Annotated in this window: 20 protein-coding genes and 1 pseudogene; 10 read left to right on the top strand and 11 right to left on the bottom strand. The window is 72.4% G+C overall.

From position 1 onward, the window contains the following. The first annotated feature begins 126 nt into the window (after window positions 1–126). The 3 genes from ACFV04_RS21830 to gndA all read left to right on the top strand — a co-directional run bounded on the left by ACFV04_RS21830 (window position 127) and on the right by gndA (window position 3,401). Window positions 127–1,086 carry a DUF5996 family protein gene (locus ACFV04_RS21830; RefSeq protein ID WP_380341597.1) on the top strand — a complete coding sequence of 320 codons (960 nt, stop codon included), beginning with the start codon at window positions 127–129 and terminating at the stop codon, window positions 1,084–1,086. Window positions 1,087–1,599: 513 nt separating this feature from the next. Then, window positions 1,600–1,863 (top strand): hypothetical protein, encoded by a 264-nt coding sequence (locus ACFV04_RS21835; RefSeq protein WP_360264513.1) that lies wholly within the window; start codon window positions 1,600–1,602, stop codon window positions 1,861–1,863. Window positions 1,864–1,955: 92 nt separating this feature from the next. Beyond that, the gene (gndA, locus tag ACFV04_RS21840) at window positions 1,956–3,401 is read left to right on the top strand and encodes an NADP-dependent phosphogluconate dehydrogenase (protein WP_380531307.1); all 1,446 of its coding nucleotides are present in this window, start codon (window positions 1,956–1,958) and stop codon (window positions 3,399–3,401) included. Window positions 3,402–3,675: 274 nt separating this feature from the next. Here the strand turns inward: gndA and ACFV04_RS21845 are convergent, their stop codons facing one another. The 6 genes from ACFV04_RS21845 to ACFV04_RS21870 form a co-directional block, all read right to left on the bottom strand. Continuing rightward, window positions 3,676–4,563, bottom strand: coding sequence for a branched-chain amino acid aminotransferase (locus ACFV04_RS21845; RefSeq protein WP_380341528.1), 888 nt, complete (start codon window positions 4,561–4,563; stop codon window positions 3,676–3,678). After that, the gene (locus ACFV04_RS21850; protein ID WP_380531310.1) at window positions 4,560–5,840 is read right to left on the bottom strand and encodes an ATP-grasp domain-containing protein; all 1,281 of its coding nucleotides are present in this window, start codon (window positions 5,838–5,840) and stop codon (window positions 4,560–4,562) included. Before ACFV04_RS21850 ends, ACFV04_RS21845 begins: the two co-directional genes overlap by 4 nt. Continuing rightward, entirely contained in the window at window positions 5,837–6,883 is a 1,047-nt protein-coding gene (locus tag ACFV04_RS21855; RefSeq protein WP_380531312.1) for a DMT family transporter, read from the bottom strand. The genes ACFV04_RS21850 and ACFV04_RS21855 overlap by 4 nt, the downstream gene beginning before the upstream one ends. Beyond that, the gene (locus tag ACFV04_RS21860) at window positions 6,877–8,145 is read right to left on the bottom strand and encodes a DUF6421 family protein (RefSeq protein ID WP_380531315.1); all 1,269 of its coding nucleotides are present in this window, start codon (window positions 8,143–8,145) and stop codon (window positions 6,877–6,879) included. The genes ACFV04_RS21855 and ACFV04_RS21860 overlap by 7 nt, the downstream gene beginning before the upstream one ends. Next, window positions 8,142–8,699 carry a bacilysin biosynthesis protein BacA gene (locus ACFV04_RS21865; protein ID WP_380531318.1) on the bottom strand — a complete coding sequence of 186 codons (558 nt, stop codon included), beginning with the start codon at window positions 8,697–8,699 and terminating at the stop codon, window positions 8,142–8,144. The genes ACFV04_RS21860 and ACFV04_RS21865 overlap by 4 nt, the downstream gene beginning before the upstream one ends. Window positions 8,700–9,126: 427 nt before the next feature. After that, a complete protein-coding gene (locus tag ACFV04_RS21870; protein ID WP_380341543.1) occupies window positions 9,127–9,564 on the bottom strand; it encodes a PPOX class F420-dependent oxidoreductase in 438 nt (145 codons plus the stop codon). Between the two features lie 231 nt (window positions 9,565–9,795). On the opposite strand from ACFV04_RS21870, the gene ACFV04_RS21875 reads away from it, so the two are divergent. From ACFV04_RS21875 to ACFV04_RS21890, 4 genes and pseudogenes are all read left to right on the top strand, one after another. Continuing rightward, a complete protein-coding gene (locus ACFV04_RS21875) occupies window positions 9,796–10,491 on the top strand; it encodes a transcriptional regulator (RefSeq protein WP_380341546.1) in 696 nt (231 codons plus the stop codon). A gap of 721 nt (window positions 10,492–11,212) precedes the next feature. After that, window positions 11,213–12,505 carry a hypothetical protein gene (locus ACFV04_RS21880; protein ID WP_380531322.1) on the top strand — a complete coding sequence of 431 codons (1,293 nt, stop codon included), beginning with the start codon at window positions 11,213–11,215 and terminating at the stop codon, window positions 12,503–12,505. A gap of 94 nt (window positions 12,506–12,599) precedes the next feature. Next, window positions 12,600–13,784, top strand: coding sequence for a macrolide family glycosyltransferase (locus tag ACFV04_RS21885; RefSeq protein ID WP_380531325.1), 1,185 nt, complete (start codon window positions 12,600–12,602; stop codon window positions 13,782–13,784). 99 nt (window positions 13,785–13,883) lie between these two features. Beyond that, window positions 13,884–14,163: pseudogene (locus ACFV04_RS21890) on the top strand (hypothetical protein); the annotation flags it as partial. A gap of 514 nt (window positions 14,164–14,677) precedes the next feature. Here the strand turns inward: ACFV04_RS21890 and ACFV04_RS21895 are convergent. Beyond that, a complete protein-coding gene (locus ACFV04_RS21895; RefSeq protein WP_380341553.1) occupies window positions 14,678–14,902 on the bottom strand; it encodes a LuxR family transcriptional regulator in 225 nt (74 codons plus the stop codon). A 161-nt stretch (window positions 14,903–15,063) separates the two neighbouring features. Further along, window positions 15,064–15,825, bottom strand: a complete 762-nt coding sequence (locus ACFV04_RS21900) for a thioesterase II family protein (protein ID WP_380341556.1) — start codon at window positions 15,823–15,825, stop codon at window positions 15,064–15,066. A 367-nt stretch (window positions 15,826–16,192) separates the two neighbouring features. On the opposite strand from ACFV04_RS21900, the gene ACFV04_RS21905 reads away from it, so the two are divergent. The 3 genes from ACFV04_RS21905 (at window position 16,193) to ACFV04_RS21915 (ending at window position 19,888) form a co-directional block, all read left to right on the top strand. After that, the gene (locus ACFV04_RS21905) at window positions 16,193–17,029 is read left to right on the top strand and encodes a metallophosphoesterase family protein (RefSeq protein ID WP_380341559.1); all 837 of its coding nucleotides are present in this window, start codon (window positions 16,193–16,195) and stop codon (window positions 17,027–17,029) included. 260 nt (window positions 17,030–17,289) lie between these two features. Beyond that, window positions 17,290–19,116, top strand: coding sequence for a BTAD domain-containing putative transcriptional regulator (locus ACFV04_RS21910; RefSeq protein WP_380341600.1), 1,827 nt, complete (start codon window positions 17,290–17,292; stop codon window positions 19,114–19,116). A 109-nt stretch (window positions 19,117–19,225) separates the two neighbouring features. Continuing rightward, window positions 19,226–19,888 (top strand): class I SAM-dependent methyltransferase, encoded by a 663-nt coding sequence (locus tag ACFV04_RS21915; RefSeq protein ID WP_380531329.1) that lies wholly within the window; start codon window positions 19,226–19,228, stop codon window positions 19,886–19,888. A 43-nt stretch (window positions 19,889–19,931) separates the two neighbouring features. Here ACFV04_RS21915 and ACFV04_RS21920 read toward each other — a convergent pair whose 3' ends face one another. Genes ACFV04_RS21920 through ACFV04_RS21930 form a run of 3 tightly spaced genes read right to left on the bottom strand, consistent with a single transcriptional unit; the run spans window position 19,932 to window position 22,457 of the window. Next, window positions 19,932–21,032 carry an HAD-IIIC family phosphatase gene (locus ACFV04_RS21920; RefSeq protein WP_380531332.1) on the bottom strand — a complete coding sequence of 367 codons (1,101 nt, stop codon included), beginning with the start codon at window positions 21,030–21,032 and terminating at the stop codon, window positions 19,932–19,934. A 35-nt stretch (window positions 21,033–21,067) separates the two neighbouring features. Continuing rightward, window positions 21,068–22,183, bottom strand: coding sequence for an acyl-CoA dehydrogenase family protein (locus ACFV04_RS21925; RefSeq protein ID WP_380341567.1), 1,116 nt, complete (start codon window positions 22,181–22,183; stop codon window positions 21,068–21,070). Further along, window positions 22,176–22,457, bottom strand: a complete 282-nt coding sequence (locus ACFV04_RS21930) for an acyl carrier protein (protein ID WP_380341570.1) — start codon at window positions 22,455–22,457, stop codon at window positions 22,176–22,178. The genes ACFV04_RS21925 and ACFV04_RS21930 overlap by 8 nt, the downstream gene beginning before the upstream one ends. Window positions 22,458–22,463: the final 6 nt, after the last annotated feature.

Here is a 22,463-nt window from a genome sequence, read left to right on the forward strand (position 1 = left end):
CCCGGGCCGGGAGCACCACCACCGAACGGAGTGCCGCGACCGCTGGTCCCGTCCCGCCTCCGTCTGCGCGTTCGGACGACCGTGGTCATCATGGAACTGCGACCGGACCGGCAGGAGGGACACGCGATGGAGCTGTTCCCGGCGATACCGCTCGCCGAGTGGCGGGACACGAAGGAGACCGTGCACCGCTTCACGCAGGTGGTGGGCAAGATCCGCCTTGCGGCGAGCGTGCGGCGCAACCACTGGTGGAACGTCCCCTTCCACCTCACCGGGCGTGGGATCACCACGCGGCCCATGGGACAGGTCGACGGCAACCCGATCTTCACCATCGACTTCGACTTCGTCGACCACCGGCTGGTCGTCACTGCGGCGGACGGCGGGCGGGAGTCCTTCCCGCTCGTCGGCCAGTCCGTGGCCTCGTTCTACCGGCAGACCCTGGAGGCGCTGGCGGCGATGGGCGTCCGGGTGGAGCTCCAGCTCCCCCGGCCCTACCGGCTGGCCGACTCCGACCGGCCGTTCGCCGAGGACGTCGAGCACGCGACCTACGATCCCGCGTGGGCGAATCGCTACTGGCAGGTGCTCAGCCAGGTCGGGCTGGTGCTGGAGGAGTTCGCGGCGCGCTTCTCGGGCAAGGTCAGCCCGGTCCACCTGTTCTGGCACTCGTTCGACGTCGCCCACAGCCGGTTCTCCGGACGCGCCGTGGACCAGCCGGCGCAGGTGGACCCGGTGACCCGCGAGGCGTACTCCAGGGAGCTGATCAGCTTCGGGTTCTGGTTCGGGGACGACAACCTGGGCGAACCGGCCTTCTACTCGTACACGGCTCCCGAGCCGGCACACCTGGCCGAAGACCCGCTCGCACCCGCTTCCGCGAAGTGGACCGAGCTGGGCGGCAGCCACCTTGCGGTCCTGCCCTACGCGGCGGCGCGGAACGAGGCCGATCCGCGAGCGGCCGTGCTCGCCTTCTACGAGAGCGCGTACCGGGCCGGTGCCGTCCGGGCCGGCTGGGATGTCGGCGGCCTCGCCTGCCCCGGTGGAGTCACGGACCCGCGCCTGCCGGCCGCACCGCTCCGGGAGGACGGTCTGTGACGTCGGGCCGCATCCGGCAGGCGGCTGCCCCGGAGTGCCGGTGACAGGCCCTGATGGCGATCCTCCGGGCCTTCGTCGGCGCGGACCAGCAGGAAGAGGCCGGTGACGGCGTCCGTGCCGCACCGGAGCGTCACGGTGACGGTCGCGACACTGCCGTGGACGACGGAAGCCGAGCCTTCCCATCGACAGGTCCCACCTTGTGGCTCGCATGCTCAAGCAATGAGGACGATGGGCGTGCGCACCGTGAGCACCTTCGACATCGCCCACGACCGCCGTCGACCGGACGGTCGGGATGGTCGGGATGGTCCGAAGTCGAGCGGCACCGCTCGGATCCGCGGTTCAGGCTGTGCTCGGGGGCGGCGATCCGCTCGGCAACCCGAACGGAGTAGGCCAAGCCCGGCGGACCCCGGGGCCCCGGCACCGATCGGGTGCGGGAACGCCGAACCCCGGCAGAATCGATGTGGGGGGAGGCTGCCGCTGCTCTGCAGACGCACACGTGAGAGGAAAACCGTCATGCCCGACTTCCACCCGAAGCACGACCACCTGATCGTCAAGCCGATCGGCGAGGCGGCCCCGCAGGACCCGGACCGGTGGAAGGGCGAGGTGGTGGCGGTGGGGCCCGGCCGGCCGCTGGGAAGCGGCAAGCCGCACCCGGTGGACGTCAAGGTCGGCGAGCGGATCCTCTTCAATCTGCGCGCCGGGGCGCAGTTCGAGGCGGGCGGGGAACAGTACGTCGAGCTTCCCGAGGACGAGGTCCTCGCACTCTCCGCAGAGTAGGAGCACCGGACGAGCAGGCAGCGGGCGCACCCTGCGTCCTCGAACCCCGCGGCCCTGGCCGCAAGCCCCCGAAAGCCCTGGAGGTTCCCGCCATGACCGAACAGTCGTCGGCCCGGGTCGGCGTCACCGGCCTGGCCGTGATGGGCCGCAACCTGGCCAGGAACTTCGCCCGCCACGGACACCGTGTGGCTGTGCACAACAGGACATGGGCACGGACCGCGGCGCTGCTGGAGGAGTTCGGGCACGAGGGCGACTTCGTGGCCGCCGAGACCGCGCCGGCGTTCGTCGCGGCTCTGGAGCGCCCCCGGCTGATCGTCATGATGGTCAAGGCCGGGGCACCGACCGACGCGGTCATCGACGAGCTGGTGCCACTGCTCGACGCGGGTGACGTGGTGGTGGACGGCGGGAACGCGCACTTTCCCGACACCAGGAGGCGTGAGGCCGCCCTGCGGGAACGCGGACTGCACTTCGTGGGCTGCGGGATCTCCGGCGGCGAGCAGGGTGCACTGGAGGGGCCGAGCATCATGCCCGGCGGCACGCCGGAGGCCTACCGGGTCCTGGGCCCGCTGCTGGAGGACATCGCGGCCGAGGTCGACGGCACGCCCTGCTGCACCCACGTCGGGCCGGACGGCGCCGGCCACTTCGTCAAAATGGTCCACAACGGGATCGAGTATGCCGACATGCAGCTCATCGCCGAGGCGTACGACCTGCTGCGCCACGGAGGCGGGCTGCAGCCCGCCGCGATCGCCGAGGTCTTCCGGACGTGGAACGGCGGGCGCCTGGAGTCCTATCTGATCGAGATCACTGCCGAGATCCTGGCCCACACCGACGCGGCGACCGGCAGGCCCTTCGTGGACGTCGTACTGGACCGGGCCGAGCAGAAAGGCACCGGCCGCTGGACGGTCCAGAGCGCGCTGGACCTCGGCGTGCCCGTGAGCGGGATCGCCGAGGCGGTCTTCTCCCGCGCGTTGTCCGGCAGCGTGCCGCTGCGGCGGGCCGGCCGGGACCTGCCCGGTCCCACCGAGACCTGGCTCGACAGCGCGGCGGCGGACCGTTTCGCAGACGACGTCGAACAGGCCCTGTACGCCTCCAAGATGGTGGCCTACGCCCAGGGCTTCAACCAGATCCAGGCCGGGAGCGCGGAGCACTCCTGGGACATCGACCCCGGCGCGATGGCCACGATCTGGCGCGGCGGATGCATCATCAGGGCCCGCTTCCTGGAACGGATCAGGGCCGCGTACGAGGCGGACCGGGAGCGCCCCACGCTGCTGACCGACGCGCACTTCCGGGAGGCTCTGAACTCCGCGCAGTCGGCCTGGCGGCGGGTCGTCTCGGCGGCGGTCCAACTGGGCGTTCCCGCCCCCGGCTTCGCCACCGCGCTCGCCTACTACGACGGCCTTCGGGCAGGACGCCTGCCGGCCGCGCTGGTGCAGGGCCAGCGGGACTTCTTCGGTGCGCACACCTACCACCGCGTCGACCGGGACGGGATCTTCCACACCCGCTGGGAAGTCCCGGGCCGCCCGGAGGAGCAGCGCTGACGGGCCCCTCGACCGCCGGCGAGGGTTCGGCGTCGGCTCACGCCTCATCGTCCCGGCCCTCGACCACACGGTGCTCACCGGCCCGCGTCGACCTGCCGGAAGACCGGCCGGAAGACCGGCCGGAGCGACTGCGCGGACGCGGAACTCCAGGGCCTCGCGGAGTCCGGCGCTGCCGGGAGCGCGGCGGAACGAGGCGCGCGTCCTGCGCCGCTCCTCGCAGGACGCGCTGCCGGCCGGGACTGCCGTGGTCCAGGCGCCGCTCGGGCGGGCCTGCTCAGCCGCTCGCGCCCCCGGCGTGCACCAGGCGGGTGTACGCCTCCGACAGGGACCTGACCGTTTCGCCGATGCGGTACTCGTGCGTGTCGATCGAGCGCACCGGCTGGACCTCGTACGCCGTGCCGGTGAGGAAGCACTCGTCGAACGTGCCCAGTTCCTCGGGCAGGATGTGGCGTTCGACGACCTTGATGCCGAGGTCGTCGGCCAGGTCCAGGACGGTTCGGCGGGTGATGCCCGACAGGAAGCAGTCGGGGGTGGGGGTGTGCAGGGTCCCGTCGGAGACCAGGAAGAGATTGGCGCCGGTGGCCTCGGCGACGTACCCCCGGTAGTCGAGCAGCAGGGCGTCGTCGTAGCCGTGCCGGTCCGCCTCGTCGCGGGCCAGCGTGCAGATGTTGTACAGCGAGGCCGCCTTGGCGCGGACCGGGGCGGTGTCCGGGGCGGGGCGGCGCCAGCGGGAGGTGCCCAGCCGGATGCCGCGTGACGCGGCGTCCGCCGAGAAGACGTGCGGCCACTCCCAGGTGGCGATGGCGACGTGTACGGAGGCGAGCGTTCCGGCCACGCTGATCTGCTCGCTACCGCGCCAGGCGACCGGGCGTACATAGCCGTCGCGGACCTTCTGGCGGTCGACGAGTTCGCGGGTCGCGCGGTCGAGTTCGTCGACGGAGTACGGGATCTCGAAGCCCAGTTCACGGGCCGAGGCGTGCAACCGCTCGGTGTGCTCGGTGAGTTTGAAGATCTGCCCTTCGTAGACGCGTTCGCCCTCGAACACGCCCCCGCCGTAGTGCAGTCCGTGGGAGAGCACGTGCAGCCGGGCGTCACGCCAGGGCACGAAGCGGCCGTCGTACCAGATGACGCCGTCACGATCGTCCAGGGCGGGGGTGTTCACTGGGTGTCGCCTTCCGGGGCGTAGTCGATGCGGATGCTGTCGGCGAGGAACCGGTGGAACTCCTCGGCGTCCTCCGTGCTCGGGTGGTGGGACAGCACGAACGCCGGATAGCCCGTGAAGTGCGGGTAGGGGCGTACCACGTCGCCCGGGTGGAGCATCTGCACGACGTGGTCGACCCGGGGGTCCTTCGCCACCTCGTCGAGGCCGTGGAGGGCGACGATCCGGCCCGAACCCCCGCACGGCACGATGTAGTTGGCGGCCGCCCCGACCGCCGGTGCGAGCTGCCCCGGCGTGGGCGGCAGGACCGGGGCGAGGCGGACCGCGATGCGCAGCGCCTGGGCGGCCAGGTCGACACCGGTGACGTGGTGCGCGATGTAGTGGGAGACGCCGGAGCCGCCGACGCGGGCGCCCAGCTCCAGGAGGTAGGGGCGTTCGCCGCCGCGCAGCCGCAGTTCGGTGTGCGTGGGGCCGTCGGTGACGCCGAGGGCCGCGTGCGCGGCGACGACCTCGCGGACGACGGCCTCCCGGACGTGCGGCGGCAGGAGCGCGGGGGCGCGGTAGACGCCCTCCTCGAAGTAGGGGCCGACCGGTTCGCCCTTGTAGCCGATCGACAGGACGTGGACCCGGCCCTCGTGGGCGAGGGACTCCACGGCCAGCTCGGGCCCGTCCAGGTACTCCTCGACGACCAGCCCCGTCACGCGGCCCAGCTTGCTCGCGCAGACCTGCCAGACCTCGTCGACGACGGCGCCCAGCTCCTCGGGCGTATCGGCCTTGGTCACGCCCAGGCTGGAGAATCCGTTGGCGGGCTTGACCACGACGGGGAAGTCGAGGCGGGCGGCTTCGGCCCGGTCCTCCGGGGCGTCCACGGTCGCGAAGCCGGGGACGTTCAGGCCCGCGTCGGCCAGCCTGCGGCGCATCAGCCGCTTGTCCTGGACGGTCCGGGCGACGTCGCCGCCGAGTCCGGGCAGGCCGAGGGCATCGGCCACGTCCGCGACGAACGGCACGGCCGGGTCGTACAGCGTGACGATCCCGTCGAACGGCACGGCACGGTGTCGTTCGGTGAGCGCGGCCAGTGCCTCGGCGGGCGTGCCTTCCACGTCGAGGCGCAGCACCTCGACAACGGCGGGAGGCAGCCGTTCGGGGTCGACGTCCTCGTCCGGGCGAGGGACGAGGACGAGGTCCACACCGGCGCGCAGCGCGCTGTCGAAGATCCAGGGCAGCGAGGTGCGTTGGTAGACCAGGACGACGGTGGGGCGGTCGGTGGGTGCGTGGTTCACAGGGTGCTTCTTTCGGACGGGTCGGGGCTCGGGGACGGGACGCCCGTCGCCGAGGCGCCGGCGGCCTGTTCGGACGGGTCGGGGTCCCGCTGCTGTTCGTCCGCCGTGGCTGCGGCGGCCGGTTGCGCGGCCACCGTCATCCAGACGCCCGCCGCGCACAGCGCGAGGAACAGCAGGGCGAGCGGGCCGGGCGCGTCCGCCTCTCCGGTCGCCCACTCGCCGAGCCGGATGAGGAACGGCACGGTGAGGGCGACGGCGGAGGTGAACAGCGGCCCCTTGCGCAGGATCAGCTCGTGCGAGATGAGGAAGACGGGCGCGGTCAGCACCGCGCCGAGCAGCGCCACCCCGGCCCACTGGGCGGCGGAGACGCCGCCCAGTGGGCAGTAGAGGGCGGTGGCGACGCCGAGCATCACGGTGCCCGCGCCGGTGACCGCGGGCAGTGCGGCCATCGGCGGCACGTCCGCCATGTGGCGGCGGTAGACGTATCCGTACAGCGCGTACGTGAACGTCCCGGCCAGGGCGAGCAGGACGCCCGTCGTCAGTGACCCGGTGGCGTCGCCGCTCGCCGGGCCGTCACCGAGCGCGTAGCCCAGGGCTGCGCCCACGGCGAGGACGGCGCCCGCGGCCTTGCGCACGGTGGCGTGCTCGCGGAAGGCGACGGCGCCGATGGCGAAGGTGATGCACGGCAGCAGGGACACGACGAGGCCGACCCGGGACGCGCCGATCTGCTCGACCCCGAGGAGGGTCCCCGTGTAGTACGCGAAGAAGCCCAGGAACGCCAGGAGGACGACGGCGCCGTAACGGCGGGAGCTCGCGCGGATGGCGCTCCAGGTGCGGGGGCGCAGCACGGCGACGGCCGTGATGGTCACGAAGCTCGCCGCGGTGCGGCCCGCGGCGACTGCCAACGGCGGTGTGCCACTGACCAGTTTCCCGGACGCGACCCACCCCGCCGCCAGCAGGAGCACCATCAGGCAGGACAGTGCGGGGACGACCAGCCGTCCGTCTCCGCGCACCGTCGTCCGCGGACCGTCCTCCGTCACCATTCCGCTTCCGCGAAGCGCAGTGGCGGCAGGCCGGCCAGCGGGAGCTTCGCCCTCAGCAGGACGCTCTGGTCGTCGGTGAACCGGTAGCGCTGCTTGGGCTCCCCCTCGGGCAGGTAGGTGCGGACGAGGGCCTTGGCGGCCGCCCGGTACTCGTCGTCCGTCCGTACCTGCTCCTCCAACTCCTCGACGGTCGAGACGAACACGCGCAGTGCGTCCAGCGCCTTGTCGCGGTCGAGGTGCAGCAGGGCGCCGTTCTCGGGCGAGCCGGTGAGCGCGCCGTGCTCGCGCAGCCAGGAGTAGAGGAAGACGCCCGTGCCCGAGTCGAAGTTGCGGGTGGCGTCGTCGGCCTGCGGGTAGCGGAAGATGCGTTCGAGCAGGATCATGTCGATCTGCTCGCGGGCGAACGGCACGTCGCCGTCCGCGCAGGCCAGGACGGTCTTCGCGTCGACCTTGATTTCTTCGAGAAGCCCGACGAACCAGTTCATCTTCAGGGAGATGTGCTGGTCGAACGGCCAGCGCCCCTGGTAGTGCATCGAGTCGTGCAGGTAGCCCCAGATCGCGCGGGCCTCGAAGCACACCTCGGGTGCGAGCCCGGACGAGGCGCGGGGCACCGAGTCCGCGGTGAGCACGGCTTCGGCGCCGGGCAGGGCGTACGTCTCGTGGATCTTCCGCATCTTGTTGTAGAAGAACATCGCGTAAGCCTGGTCGACGACCTTGTCCCGCGCGGCGACGTTCTCGGGGAAGAAGACGATGCAGTTGCCGTGCGTGAAGCCGTCGCTGCCCGCGATCAGCACCAGCGACTGGCAGTTGTTCTTCGGGTGGGGGTACGTCTCGGCGAGGCTCCTCAGTGCGTCGGGCTCCTTGCGCACCGCGAAGAAGCAGTCGAGCCGCTTGCCCACCGGGGGAACCGAGTTGGTGCTCTGGGCGGGGGCGAGGAAGAAGACCGGGGCGCCGTCCTCGGGGGCGTGCAGCGCGTCCCTGGAGCGTGCGAAGTGCGGCGCGCTGTCGAGGCCTTCGGCGATCCAGTCGTCCACGTCGGCGGCGAGCGCGTCGGCCTGGTGGCCGAGGCCGCCGCGCGCGTACCAGGCGGTGGCCTCGTCGCGGATCGCGGTGAGCAGGTCGCGGTCCTCGACCGTCGGTGCGGCGACGGTGCCGTCGTCGGCCTGGCGGGCCCGGAAGCGGTTGACGCGTGGGATGAGCGAACCGGTGAGCTCGGCGGCCCGGGCGCGCAGTTCCTCGCTGAGGGGTGCGTTCGTCGTCACAGCAGGACCCCCGCGTCCTCGGTGCGGTCGGCCGGCTCGTCCACGGCCAGGACCTGGTGGATGGTGAACACCATGGGCACCGGGCCGAAGTCCCGCAGTACGCGCAGGCCGTGGCGCTCGGCGGCCACGATGGTGGTGATGCAGCCCTCGGTCACCCCGGCGGCGCAGTCGATGGCGGCCTGGGAGTTGCTCAGGACGATGCGCGTCTCGGCTGTCGGCGCGATCAGGCCGGCGGGCGCGGGGTGTGAGGACACGGTCCTCGGGGTGTCCGGGCCGGCCGTGGCCAGGACCATGTTGTGGGTCGGCATGATGAAGCTGTCGACCATGTGCAGGCGGTGCAGGTTCCCGAAGGTCAGGGTGTGCAGCGCCGGGTAGACGGCGCAGGCGGCCAGGGCGTGCCGCCCGTCGGCGGGAACGGATTCGAGGGCGCTTTCCAGTGAGGCGTGGAGTTCGACGCTTCCGTCGATGCCCCTGCGCCGGAGCCACTCGTGGGCTGCCGTCTCCAGGTTGGTCCCGTGCGGGCCCAGGGTGTGCAGATATCGGATGCTGTCCACGCCGATGCCCGTACGGGGACGGGTTCCGGTGGCGATGCTCAAGACTCCCCCATGCGTACGCGGTCCCGGTCGGTCTCGGAACCGGGTTCTTCGGTGGGGCCGGTGGGGTGCACCGACCCGCGCGCACCGGCGTCGTGGCACGGCTGCGCGTCTTCCCGTTGCGGCGGTGTCGCCGCGTCCAACTGCTGTGGCCTGTCTGCGGTCTCCCCCCGGCGACCTTCTGTCTCGGACCCTCTCACGTGCCATTGGGCAGGTCCTTGAACGAGTGTAAGACTTATTGATCAAACACGGCGCCGTCGGCCCAGGCAAGGGCGGTTCCGTGAAGTCTCGAATCCCAAGATCGCGACGGATCCGCGTCGTACGCCGACGCGCGCTCGACGAACGGGTGCCGGTCCTCCGGCCCCGTCCGCGCCGCGGGTGCCCTGGGTCAGTCGGCGTGCCGGGCGGCGGCCGGCAGGGGTTCGACCCCCACGACGCGGCGGATCCGGGTGGGCTCGACGAAGACCGTGACCCGCCGCTCGCCGGGGATGCGCCAGCCGTACTCCTCGACGCCGAGGTACGTGCGGGCGAGGCGGTCCATCTGCCGGTCGGCCCGCTCCCCGGTCACGAACTCGACGGCCCGGCCGTGGATCTGGATCCGGTCGTAGGGATCGGCCGCGTCGGAGCTGGAGAGGCAGACCCGGGGGTCGTGACGCAGGTTGCGCTCCTTGATCCGGCCGATGGAGGTGTTGAAGTACACCCGGTCGCCGTCGATGCCCAGCCACATCGGGGTGACGTGCGGGGCGCCGTCCTCCCCGGTGGTCGCCACGAACCAGATCCGCGGCTCCGCCACCCTGACCCGGATGTCCTCTGTCCAGATGCCCACCGGCCGGCCCTCCGTCTCGCCGTCGCGGCGGCCCTCGCCGCGACTGGTCACTGATGGTGCCTCAGTCCGGCGTCATGGGTGGGGAGGCGCGGTGGCCGGCGGCGGACCGGCTCCGACCACCGAACGGGAACACACCACCGGGCCGGGAGCACCACCGGACCGCGACCGCTCAGCGCCACCCCGCCGCCCTTCGGCCTGTCGGCGCCGCCCGGATGCCACCAGCCGATAGGAATGAGCACCGGACCGAACCGCACCCCGGAGGCACCGGTGAACCACCCGATCCTCGACCAGATCCAGCAGCTGCGCGCCGAGTCGGCGCCCGGCGACGCCCCGCCCTTCGTGGTCACGGCGCTCGCCGACGGCACCGCCCCGCGCCGGCTGCTGGCCGAACTCGCCGCCCAGCAGCACCGGATCATCCGCTCCGACCGCCGCAGTCTGCTCGCGCTCGCCACCCGTTGCGCGGACCGCCCGGTCGGTGCCTGGTTCGCCACTCTGGCCGAGGGCGAGAGCGCCGCGCTGCGCACCCTGCCCGCGCTCGCCGCCGCCTGCGGTCCGGGCGGCACCGCGCCGCAGGCCCGGCCCCCGCTGCCCGGCTGCCAGGCCTACCCCGGCTACCTGGCCTGGCTCGCCCTGAACGGCCGGCCCGATGCCACGGCCGCCGCCCTGGTCGCCAACTTCGCGGCCTGGGGGAGCTACTGCGCCGCCATCGCGCAGGCGCTGCGCCGGCACTACGGCTTCGCCGACGAGGCGTGCGCCTTCTTCGACTTCTTCGCCCGGCCGGCGACGGAACTGGAGCAGCAGGCCGCCGACGCGCTCGGGCCGGACCGGCTCGACGAGTCGGCCCTGGCCGCCGCCCGGGAGTACGGGTCGATGCTCCAGTCCTACGAGCACCTGTTCTGGGACACCCTGGGCGTGCTCGACGTCTGAGCGGCGACGGCCCCGCTCGGCCCATCGTCGGCAGGCGGCCTCCGCCTCGCCCCACAGGCTGCGCGGCCCGGACCGGTACTCCGCCGAGCGGGCGAGGGCGTGACGCGAAGGCCGCACCGCGGGATCGCGCCCTTCTCGTTCCCGGCGGCGTCGTAGTCGGCCACGATCCACGGTGCGGACTCGGGAGCCGAACCTGCGGTGCTCCGGCCTCGGGGCCGGGCCGGACCCGGGCGGCTCGGTCACTGGTCATGGGGGTGGAACTGCCCCTCGTGTCCTTGCGGGCCGCCCCGGCCGGCGGGACGGTCCCGCCCGGGGCCGTCCCGCGGGGGCCGGTGGGTCCGGGGCCGGGGCCCGGTCGCCCGACGATCACCGACTCCGCCGCTGCCACGAACGACACCGGGGTGACGGGTCCAAACATGCGGAACAGCGGCGCCCCGATTCTGGCTCGTTTCCCGCACTCGGCCGCCCCGTGGCCCCGGGTCGTGCTTGTGGCGGGAGGGATGCGCACCTAGATTCACGACGTGTCGATCCAGTAACTGAGAGTGGCAACGGCGTCCCGCCGTGAACTCGGTGCCCGACGGTCCGATCGTGGTGGCCAACGCCCTCTTCCCCGGTCGGGTGGAGATCCCGCCGCCGGCGATGACCGACGGCGTCACCCCGGCCTGGAAGAAGCCCCGATCCGTTCCCCGTCCTCTCGACTCCCTCGTGGAAAGGCTCACGCATGACCGCCCTCACCGGACAGCACGAGAACGGCCGGCACGTGAACAGCCCGTCGGACCACGACTCGGACCCGCACGAGACCGACCTGCGCCGGATCCGCGCCCTGATCCTGGCGGCGGACGGGCCCGAGGAGCAGCTTGCGGCGGTGATCAGGTCGGCGGGCGCCGAGCAGACGGCCGCCGACCTCGTGGACGAACTGGTCAGCCGGGCCGACCTGAGCGAGCAACTCGCCGCCGCGGCGGTGGTGGTGCAGTTCGAGCTCGCCTTCGACGGCCAGGTGCTCCGGCACCACCTGCTGGCCGGCCCCAAGGCCGAGCACCGCACCGGGCCGGCCGACGAGCCCAGCGCCACCGTCCAGCTGGACCTGCTCGACCTGGCCCGCGCCGTCTTCGGCGCCCGGCACACCGCAGGCCACCGCACGCCCGGGATCACCTGGCACGGCATCGAGGACCCGGCTCGGCTGATGCCCGTACTGGCGGCCTTCCCGGTCGTCCAGCAGCTGCTCCGCGGCTTGGTGGAACAGCCGCTCGACCTGGGCGAGTTGTCGCTGCGCCACGGTTCGGACAAGTGGGGGCTGCACTACTACACCGAGCACTACGCCCGGCACTTCGCCCCGCTGCGGGACCGGCCACTCACCGTCCTGGAGCTGGGGATCGGCGGCTACGCCGACCCGGCGGCGGGCGGTGGCTCGCTGCGGATGTGGAAGCGCTTCTTCCGGCGGGGCCTCGTCTACGGGGTCGACGTCTACGACAAGACGGCGCTGCGCGAGCAGCGGATCCACACCGTCCAGGGCGACCAGGCGGACCCGGCCTTCCTCACCGCGCTGGCCGAGCGGATCGGGCCGATCGACATCGTCATCGACGACGGCAGCCACTACTGCCCGGACGTCATCGCCGCCTTCGGCGCGCTCTTCCCGCACGTGGTCCCGGGCGGGCTCTATGTGATCGAGGACCTGCAGACCTCCTACTGGCCGGGCTACGGCGGCAGTTCGGAGCGGCTCGGCGACCCGACCACCAGCATGGGCTTCCTCAAGCAGCTGCTCGACGGCCTCAACCACGAGGAGCACGAGCCGCCGACCGCGCACCGCCCGAGCGGGACCGACCGGACGCTGGCCGGCGCGCACTTCTACCACAACCTGGCGATCCTCGACAAAGGCCGCAACGAGGAAGGCACCGTCCCCGCCTGGATCCCGCGCCGGCAGCTGAGCGCCGAGGAGATCGCGAGCGCCCGGTGGGCCGCCGAGCAGCAGTCCGAGCCGCAGCCCGAGGCCGGCCCGGACCAGGACCCCAGCTGAGCCGCGCGGTCTGCCGCGCCCCTTCTCCCGTCCCGAATCGCGCTTCCCGCTTCCCGCTTCCCTCGTTCCTCTTCCCGATACCGACGGAGTAGCAGTGAGCCACATCCTGATGGTCAACATCCCGGCCCACGGCCATGTCTTCCCCACTCTGGCGGTCGCCGGTGAACTGGTACGCCGCGGGCACCGGGTCACCTACGCGGCCGTCGACGACTTCGCCCAGGCCCTGGCCGAGGTCGGCGCCGAGCACCTGCGCTACGACTCCACCCAACCGCTGGACAGCGTGGGCGGTCCCGAGAACGGGCGCACCCCGCTGATATTCCTGGACGAGAACATCGCCATCCTGCGCGCGGTCCAGGAGTGGTTCGGCGACGCCAGGCCCGACGCGGTGGTCTACGACGCCGTGGCCTTCCAGGCCGGCCGGATACTGGCCCACACCTGGGGGCTCCCGGCCGTCCAGTCGACGCCGTTCTTCGCCTCCAACGACACCTACTCCTTCGTGCAGCAGATGATGGAGGCGGACGGCGCGGTCCCGCTCACCGAGGAGGTGGTGGTCGAATTCGGCGTCCGGATGGCCGAGTTGCTGGCCTCGCACGGCATCGACGAGCCGGCGCACGAGTTCATGATGCGCACCGAGGGCCTCAACATCGTCCACGTGCCGCGGTTCTTCCAGCCGCACGGCGAGAGCTTCGACGAGCGCTTCGCCTTCGTCGGGCCGTGCCTCGCGGACCGCTCCTTCCTGGGGGAGTGGCAGCCCCCGGCGAGCGGCCTGCCGGTGGCGCTGGTCTCGATGGGGACCGTACACAACAAGCATCCGGAGTTCTTCCGGCTGTGCGTGGACGCCTTCGCCGAACTGCCCTGGCACGCCGTCATCTCGGTCGGCGGGGGGATGGACCCGGCCGACCTCGGTCCGCTGCCGGACAACGTCGAGGTCCACCACTGGGTCTCGCACCTGGCGGTGCTCCGGCACGCCCGGCTGGTGATCACCCACGGCGGCATGGGCGGCGTGCTGGAGTCCCTGGACGCCGGCTGCCCGATACTCGGAGTGCCGTCCTGGCCGGACGTCGCGGCCAACACCGCGCGGGTGGCCGAGCTGGGCCTCGGCCGGGTACTGCTGCCGGCGGAGGCCGACGTGAGCCTGCTGCGGGCCGCGATCACCGAGGTGGCCGCCGACGCGGCCGTGCAGGAGCGGGGCACCGAGGCGCAGCGGCTCACCCGGGAAGCGGGCGGTGCCACCCGCGCCGCCGACGAGATCGAGGCCTACCTGAAGCGCACGACCTGATCCCACCACAGGGCCCGGCGTCCCCGACGAGAAGCGGAACGATCAACGGACGCCAAGGCGGCCCACCATGGGGGCGGTGCGCGCCACTGTGGTGGGCCGATGTCAACGATCAAGCAATTCCCGGTCACCTTCGACGGTGCGGAACCCGAGCGCCTCGCGCGTTTCCGGTGCAACGTTTCCGGTGCAACGTTTCCGGTGCGAGGTGTCGGGGTACGTCGTGCCGCCGCCACCGGAGGGGTTCGCCACGTGGGAGGACGACAAGAGCGCGCAGCCGGCCGAGCGGCGGGACGCGTGGCTCGCCTGCGTCGATCCGTCAGGCGTGGGGCCGCGGTTGTTGTACTCCCAGCACGTTCCCGAGGGCAAGGCCGCCAAGAACCGTTGAACGAGACGAGTACGTCGTGCACGCCGATCGCGAGGGCGGCTTCGCGGACTGTGCCGACACTCTGGCGCTCCTCCTGGGCGGTCGGGAGGTCTTCCTCCAGGATCTCTCCGACCGTCAGCCCGGTGCCCCGGAGCCCTGCTCGTACCGGCCCTGCCCGACCTCGTAGGTCCGGTAGGGCTCCAGGCCGTGCGGCTCGGTCCCGACGCCGCCGAACAGGCACCCCGGACTCATGACAGCTCCTGTGAATCGGTGCGACAGGAGGGGTGCCAGTGCCGCCCGAGCATAGTGCAGCAGAAGTGGGCCTGACAGCAGAATGCCGCAGAATCCGACGTTCGACCGGACACCGGGGAACCCGTCTCGTGGCGCGCTATCGATGCGATATCCGGGTCTGGGAAAATATCCGACAGCATGCCGGCGGAGTGAATTTTCCGCTTTCGGAAAGGATTTTCTCGACCCGCCCTCCGGCAGGAAGCTCACGGGGGGAGATCAGGGAGCGGTGCGCCCCGCCCTTCTAGGGCTCAAGGAATTCCGGGAGAACGCGAGGTGGCCATGTCCCGACGCTCAACACGCCGAGGGAGTGCGCCCGGGAGACCAGAGCGGGCCGGTTCGCGGCCTGGAAATGGCGCATCATCAGCCCGATGCGGTACTCGATGCCCTGCGGGCTCAGATAGAGCGATGCCGCCAGCCGGACGGTCGGGGTGCCGACCGCGACGCCTTCCAGGATGCGGGCGTCCACGGCGGTCAGCCGACGGACGCCCGCGCCGCCGGCAGGGCCCCCGGCTGCCGGACGGGCGTCGCCGGCGGGCCCGGACCGCGGCGGCCGCGGCGCGGGCTTGATCTCCTCAGAGGTCGCTGACGGTGTCACTCCTCGGTCCCCCTTCCCTGTCGTCCGCGGTCTCAGGCGCGCAGCGTGCCGGCGAGGTGGTCGCGGAGCATGCCGGTCACCTCGTCCGCCCGGGTGCTGAGGTAGAAGTGCCCGCCGGGGAAGACCTTGAGGTCGAACGCGGCCGTCGTGCGGTCGCGCCAGTGCCCGGCCTCGGGGACCGGTGTCCAGGCGTCCTGGTCCCCCACCACGGCGGTGACCGGGCAGGTGACCGCGGCGTCACGGTCGGTCCGGTAGGCCCCCAGGGCCCGGTAGTCGCCGCGCAGCACGGGCATCACCATCCCCAGCAGTTCCTCGTCCTCCAGGAGCCGGGCGTCGGTGCCGCTCATGGCCCTGACCTCGGCCACGATGCCCGCGTCGTCGAGTGGGTGGGAGGGCCCGGGCCGGTCTGCGGACGGCCCCTTGCGGCCGGAGACGAAGAGGTGGTCGATCCGACCGCCCGCGCGCTCGATCCGCCGGGCCACCTCGAAGGCGACGAGCGCGCCCATGCTGTGCCCGAAGAAGGTCAGGGGGAGGTCGTCCCAGCGGCGCAGCGCTTCGGACACGTCGTCGGCCAACCGGTGCAGGTCATGGACGCCGGGTTCCTCCCGGCGGTCCTGCCTGCCGGGGTACTGCACGGCCAGGAGGTCGACCGGACCGCACAGTGCGGCGGATACCGGGAAGTAGAAACTCGCCGAGCCGCCTGCGTGCGGAAAGCAGACCAGTCGGCGCGTGGCCGTCGGCGAGGGATGGAAGCGACGGCACCACAGGTCGCTGTCCAAGGAGAGGGAGGTCATGTCGGCCTTTCATTCCTTTCGCGAAATCCGCGCGGTGCCGGCGGACGGGGTGTGGTGATCACGTCGGACACCCGCCGCACCGGTGGGCCGGCTGGTACGAACTAATACGGGGATCCCCGATCGGCGACGATCGGCGGGTCACGGGCACCGCATATGACAGCCTGCCATGCCTCCGGGAATGTCAGCAAGTACGCATCGGAGCGCATCCGGAACTCGTGTTCGGGTTCAAAACCGGCCGTTTCTTCGGCGAATGGCAAGAGCGTTGCCGTGCGGAGCAATCCTGTGGGATTTACTTGGCTCCGACTCGGCATGAACGGTCCGGCCGGACCGCGCACCGCGGATCCGGGCGAGGAGGCGAGGGCACCTCATGGCAAGGTTGTACGCCGTCAGCGACCTCCATGTCGCCCACCCGGAGAACAGGGCGATCGTCGAGGGGCTGTTCCCGGTGGACGAGGAGGACTGGCTGCTGCTGGCCGGGGACGTGGGCGAGCTGGCCGCGGACGTGGAGTGGGTGCTGCGGCTGCTGGCCGACCGGTTCTCGACCGTGGTGTGGGTGCCGGGCAACCACGAGCTGTGGACCCATCCGTCCGACCCGGTGCGGCTGCGCGGCGAGTACCGGTACCGGTATCTGGTGGAGCTGTGCCGACGCCTGGGCGTCATCACGCCCGAGGACCCGTATCCGGTCTGGACGGGGCCGGGCGGACCCGTGACGGTGGCTCCGCTGTTCCTCCTGTACGACTACAGTTTCCGGCCGCCCGGGGTGGCGGACGCGGGGACCGCGCTGGCCCTGGCGGAGGCCGCCGGCGTGGTGTGCAGCGACGAGTTCCTGCTGCACCCGGACCCGTATCCGACGCGGGCCGACTGGTGCCGCGCGCGGGTCGCCCGTACCCGGGCGCGCCTGGCTGCCTGCGATCCGGCGTTGCCGACGCTGCTGGTGAACCACTTCCCCTTGATCAAGGAGCCGACGGAGGTGCTGCGTCATCCGGAGTTCGCGCTGTGGTGCGGGACCACGGCGAGCGCGGACTGGCCGGTGCGCTACCGGGCGTCCGCCGTGGTCTACGGGCACCTGCACATTCCGCGGACCATCCACGCGGACGGGGTGCGGCATCAGGAGGTGTCCCTCGGGTATCCGCGCGAGTGGCAGCGGTGGGGCAAGCCGGATCCGCTGCTGCGTGAGGTCTTCCCGTCCGGTGCGGAGCGGTGACGGGCTCCGGCCGGTGGGCCGTGGTGGGCAGGCCTGGTCCTGACCACCGTGACGGTGCCGCGCAGCGTAAACCCGGCATGCGCGCAAGGCCTGTGCTCTAGGAATACCTCTAGACAGGACAGGACCGCGTTGACCCGCACAAGGTCACCCAAGACGCTGGAGGCAGTCTTGCCCACCGGTCGTGCGATGAAGAGGACTCCCCCTTGAACTTCCTGTTGCTGGGCCCGCTTTCCGTCCGGTTGAACGCGCGTGAGGTGCACGTGTCGGCGCCGAGGCAACGCGTGGTCATGGCAGCCCTCCTCCTCAACGCCAACCGGGTGATCTCGGTCGACCGGATCGCCGAGTACGTCTGGGACGGCGCCCCGCCGCCGAGTGCCGCCGCGACCGTCCGCACCTATGTGATGCGCCTGCGGCAGTCGCTGGGCGAGCACGCCTCCGCCCGGATCCTCACCCGGGCGCCCGGCTACCTCCTCGAACTCGGCGAGCACGAGAGCGATCTCGGGCAGTTCACGGCCCACCGCCGGCGCGCGGCGGAGCTGGCCGAGCGCGGAGACCTGGAGGGTTCCTCCGCCGAGCTGGCCGAGGCGCTCGCCCTGTGGCGCGAGGAGCCGCTGGCGGACATCCCGTCGCAGACGCTGCGGGATGTGGAGGGCCGCTACCTCCAGGAGCTTCGCCTGCAGACCATGGAGATGCGGTTCGACGCGGAGCTGGCGCTGCTGCGGCACGCCGAGGTCGTGCCGGAGCTGGTACGGCTGGTGCGGAAGCACCCCTTACGGGAGGCCCTGGTGGGCAAGCTGATGCTGGCACTGGGCCGCTCGGGACGGCAGTCGGAGGCCCTGGACCTCTACCAGCGCACCCGGGCGCTGCTCGTCGAGCAGCTCGGCGCCGAGCCGAGCACCGATCTGCGCGAGGTCCACCGGCACATCCTCTCGGCCCACGACCGGCCCCGCGCGCCCGACCCGCTGGGGCAGCCCGCAAAGGCCCCGGAGGCGGCCGTCGCGCCGGCGTCGGCCACCGCCTGGGAAAGGTCCTGCTGGCCGAGCCCGGCGCAGCTGCCCTCGGTGCCGCTGCCACTGTCGGCCCGCTCCGGTGCACTGGCGCGGCTGCAGCACTTCCTCACGACCGGCACGATGCCCGCGGGCATGGTGGCGACGGCGGTGGTGACCGGCCGGGGCGGTGTCGGCAAGAGCGCGCTGGCCCTGCAAGCGGCGCACGCCGTGCGCGGTTCCTCGGTGCACGGCCAGCTCTACGCGGATCTCGGCGGAGCCGCGCGGCCGCTGACCGCCCGGGCGGTGCTGCCGCGGTTCCTGGCGGACCTCGGTGTGCCCCGGGACGAGATACCCGAGGAGGAGTCGGAACGGGAGAGCCTCTACCGCTCGCTCACCGCGGGCCGCCGTCTGCTGGTGGTCCTCGACAACGCCTCCAGCACCGCGCAGGTGCGGCCGCTGATACCGGGTAGCGGGGGCAGCAGGCTGCTGGTGACCAGCCGACGGCGGCTCGCCGATCTGGAGGGGGCGTCCCCCCTCGTACTCGGCCCGCTGGACGAGGCCGGGTCGCTGGAGCTGCTGGGCAGCATCGTCGGCCCGGCCAGGGTCGGTGCCGAACCGCGGTCGGCCCGTTCGGTGCTGACGGTCTGCGCGGGCCTGCCGCTGGCGATCCGGATCGCGGGGACCCGGCTGCTGGAGCGCCCGCACTGGACCATCGGGCACTTCGCCCGGCGGCTCACGGACGCCCCGCAGCTGCTGGACGAACTGTGCGCGGGCGACCTCGGTGTCCGGCCCTGCCTCGACGCCGAGCACGCCGGGCTCCGGCGGACGGCTCCGGCCGGGGTCGACCCGGCCGAGGTGTTCACCGCGCTGGGGGCCGCCGGATCGCGTTCGGTCTCCAGCAGTAGGGTCGCGGTGATGTTCGGCTGCTCCGAGGCGCAGGCCGAGGAGGCCTTGGACGCCCTGGTCGAGGCAAATCTGCTGGGTGAGCCGGCGGGGGGCCGCTACCGGCTGGACGCGCTGCTGCGGGCGTACGCCCGCGAGCGGGCGCAGGCGGTCGCCGTACGGCAGCACGGTCACCCGTACATGCGCGCCGGGTGACCGTCCCGGCGGCCCGGCGACGGGCACCCGGCGGCCCGGTTCCCCTTCCCCCGATGCTTTTCGACTCGATCTCCTTCGACCCGATCTCCTTCGAGAGGACCCCCGCGCCATGGCCCACCAGACAGAAGCCACCCACGACCTGCTCGCCTACGTCCGGGAGGTCTCCCTCCGTGACGACGATCTGCTCAGGGAGCTGCGGGAGGCCACCGCGGACCTGCCGGGCGGGACCGCCCTGCAGGTGATGGCGGAGGAGGGCCAACTGCTCTCCCTGCTGGTCGGGTTGACGGGGGCGCGGGCGGTGCTGGAGATCGGCACCTTCACCGGCTACAGCACCCTGTGCATGGCCCGCGCGCTCCCGGCCGACGGGGTGCTGGTGTCCTGCGACATCGACGACCGGTGGCCGGCCATCGGCGCCGACTTCTGGAAGCGGGACGGGGTCGACTCGCGGATCGACCTGCGGATCGGCGATGCCACCGCGACCCTGGACGCGCTGCTGGCGGAGCGCGGGCCGGAGAGCTTCGACCTGGTGTTCATCGACGCGGACAAGAGCAACTACGTCCGCTACTACGAGACTTCGCTGGCGCTGCTGCGCGCCGGCGGTCTGATCGTGGTCGACAACACCCTCTTCTTCGGCCGGGTCGCCGATCCGGCCGCCGCGGACCCGGAGACCGCCGGGGTCCGGGCTTTGAACCGGCTGCTGCACGAGGACCCCCGGGTGGAGCTGTCGCTGCTGGTGATGGCCGACGGGATCACACTGGTCCGCAAGCGCTGAGGGCGGGGGGCCGGAGCCCGGGAGCGCCGGCCCGCCGCCGCGGTCACGACGTTCCCGGGCCCCCTTCCGGCACGTTCAGGTCGGGTGCGTCCACGCTGATGACCGTGGACACCACGCGCGGGCCGGGGACCAGGTGGAGGCGCTGGAGTCCGGTGTCCTCCGGAACCGGCGCGAGGACGGCGGCGCACGGGCACGGGGCTTCGTCCAGGCCCTCGAAGCCCGCGAACCGGTAGGCGATCTCCATCATCCGGTTGCGTTCGGTCGCCCGGAAGTCCGCGACCAGGTGGACTCCGGACCGGGCGGCGGCGTCGGCCAGCCAGTTCAGCAGGGTCGCGCCGGCGCCGTAGGCGACGACCCGGCAGGAGGTGGCGAGCAGCTTGAGGTGCCACAGGCCCGGGTGCCGTTCGAGCAGCAGGACGCCGACCGCGCCGTGCGGGCCGAACCGGTCGGTGAGGGTGACCACCAGGACCTCGTGCCGGGGGTCGGTGATCAGGCCGCGCAGCACCGCGTCCGGGTAGTGGACCCCGGTCGCGTTCATCTGGCTGGTGCGCAGGGTGAGTTCCTCGACCCGGGACAGCTCCTCGCCGGTGGCCCGGCCGATGCGCATCCGCAGGTCCAGGGAGCGCAGGAACTCCTCGTCGGAGCCGGGGGCGGCCGCCCGCTCGGCCTCGCGGCGGAAGCCCGCCTGGTACATCTGGCGGCGGCGCCGGGAGTCGACGGTGTCGGCCGCGGGGGTGAACTCGGCGAGTTCGGGGAGTGCGAGGACCTGCTCGGCCGGGTAGCACCGTACGTCGGGCAGGTGGAAGGCCACTTCGGCGCGTTCGGCGGGCCGGTCGTCGACGAAGGCGATGGTCGTGAGCGCGAAGTTCAGCCGGTCGGCGATCCGGCGCACCGACTCGGACTTGGCGCCCCACCCGATCTCCGGCAGGACGAAGTACTCGGCCACGCCGAACGCCTCCAGCCGGGCCCAGGCGTGCTCGTGGTCGTTACGGCTGGCGACGGACTGGAGGATGCCGCGGGAGTCGAGCTCGATCACCACCTTGCGCACCTCGTCCGGCAGGTGCACCTCGCCGTCCTCCAGCAGGGTGCCCTGCCAGAGGGTGTCGTCCAGGTCCCAGACCAGGCACTTGACGATCTCGGCCATGCCGTCCTTCCTCGTCCCGTCGGCCGTGGGCCCGCTCACCGTGCCCCCGGAGCGGAGAGGGCGTGCTGTGCCAGCATCAGCCGGCACAGCTCGTTGCTGCCCTCGATGATCTCCATCAACTTGGCGTCCCGGTACGCCCGGGCCACCGCGTGCCCGTCCCGGGACCCGGCCGAGGCCAGTACCTGGACGGCCGTCGCCGCTCCCCGGGCGGCCTGCGTCGCGCTGACGTGCTTGGCCAGTACGGTCGCCACCACCTGGTCCGGCGACCCTTCGTCCCAGCAGCGGCCGGCGTGCTCGCAGACCCGCGCGGCCACCTGCTCGGCCGTGTAGAGGTCGGCGAGGTGCCCGGCGACGAGCTGGTGCTCTGCGAGCGGCCTGCCGAACTGCTCCCGCCCGGCGGCGTGTGCGGTGGCCGCCGCCAGACAGGCCCGCAGGATGCCCACGCACCCCCAGGCGACGGACATCCGCCCGTAGGCCAGCGCGGTCGTCACCAGCAGGGCGGGCGGCAGTCCGTGACCGCCCAGGACGCTGTCGGCCGGCAGCCGCACCCCGTCGAGGTGTACGTCCGCGTGTCCGGCCGCGCGGCAGCCGAGCGGGTCGGCGATCCGCTCGATCCGGACGCCGGGCGTGTCGGCGGGCACCACGACGGCCACCGCGCCGTCCTCGTAGCGGCCGACGACGACCAGCAGGTCGGCGTAGTGGGCGGCGGTCACCCACTTCTTGTGTCCGTCGACGACGACCGCGTCGCCGTCGCGGCGGACGGTCGTCGTCATCGCCGCGAGGTCACTGCCGGCGCCGGGCTCGCTGAAGCCGACCGCCGCCAGTCCACCGCCGGTCAGCCGGGGGAGGTGGGCGGCCGACTGCTCGGCGGTGCCGAAGCGCTGGATGGTCCATGCCGCCATGCCCTGGGAGGTCATCACGCTGCGCAGCGAGCTGCAGAGGCCGCCCACGTGGGCGGTGTACGCGCCGCTGCGCATGCTGCTGAGCCCCCAGCCGCCGTACTGCTCCGGGACTTCGGCGCACAGTCGGCCCTCGGCGCCCAGTTCGCGGAGCAGGTCCAGCGGGATGAGGCCGGTCCGGTCCCACTCCCCCGCCTGGTCGCCGACCCGCAGGGTGACGGAGGTCATGGCGCTGTTCAGGTCCTCACTCATGCCGGCCCCCGGCGGCGGGCACCCGGAGCCGGTCCACCAGCTCCGCCATCCGCCGTACGGTGCGGAAGTTGTCCAGCCGCAGGTTCGCGCCGCGGACGGCGATGGCATAGGTCTTCTCCAGGTGCACCACCACCTGCATGGCGAACAGGGACGACAGGCCGCCGGCGTCGAACAGGTCGGTGTCTGCGTCCCAGGCGGTTCCGGTGTGTCCCTCCAGGAATCCCAGCAGTTCCTTCTCCAGGTCGTGGGTGTCGGGCGTGTTCGCTGTGGTCATGGCCGT

Source organism: Kitasatospora sp. NPDC059599 (assembly GCF_042735125.1).
Classification (GTDB): Bacteria; Actinomycetota; Actinomycetes; order Streptomycetales; family Streptomycetaceae; genus Kitasatospora.

What these genes read in the sequence shown, in the direction of transcription:
- ACFV04_RS21830 (WP_380341597.1), top strand. Translation starts at nt 127, where the DNA reads ATGGAGCTGTTCCCGGCGATACCGCTCGCCGAGTGGCGGGACACGAAG.
- ACFV04_RS21835 (WP_360264513.1), top strand. Translation starts at nt 1,600, where the DNA reads ATGCCCGACTTCCACCCGAAGCACGACCACCTGATCGTCAAGCCGATC.
- gndA (WP_380531307.1), top strand. Translation starts at nt 1,956, where the DNA reads ATGACCGAACAGTCGTCGGCCCGGGTCGGCGTCACCGGCCTGGCCGTG.
- ACFV04_RS21855 (WP_380531312.1), bottom strand. Translation starts at nt 6,883, where the DNA reads ATGGTGACGGAGGACGGTCCGCGGACGACGGTGCGCGGAGACGGACGG.
- ACFV04_RS21875 (WP_380341546.1), top strand. Translation starts at nt 9,796, where the DNA reads ATGAGCACCGGACCGAACCGCACCCCGGAGGCACCGGTGAACCACCCG.
- ACFV04_RS21880 (WP_380531322.1), top strand. Translation starts at nt 11,213, where the DNA reads ATGACCGCCCTCACCGGACAGCACGAGAACGGCCGGCACGTGAACAGC.
- ACFV04_RS21900 (WP_380341556.1), bottom strand. Translation starts at nt 15,825, where the DNA reads ATGACCTCCCTCTCCTTGGACAGCGACCTGTGGTGCCGTCGCTTCCAT.
- ACFV04_RS21905 (WP_380341559.1), top strand. Translation starts at nt 16,193, where the DNA reads ATGGCAAGGTTGTACGCCGTCAGCGACCTCCATGTCGCCCACCCGGAG.
- ACFV04_RS21915 (WP_380531329.1), top strand. Translation starts at nt 19,226, where the DNA reads ATGGCCCACCAGACAGAAGCCACCCACGACCTGCTCGCCTACGTCCGG.
- ACFV04_RS21920 (WP_380531332.1), bottom strand. Translation starts at nt 21,032, where the DNA reads ATGGCCGAGATCGTCAAGTGCCTGGTCTGGGACCTGGACGACACCCTC.
- ACFV04_RS21925 (WP_380341567.1), bottom strand. Translation starts at nt 22,183, where the DNA reads ATGAGTGAGGACCTGAACAGCGCCATGACCTCCGTCACCCTGCGGGTC.
- ACFV04_RS21930 (WP_380341570.1), bottom strand. Translation starts at nt 22,457, where the DNA reads ATGACCACAGCGAACACGCCCGACACCCACGACCTGGAGAAGGAACTG.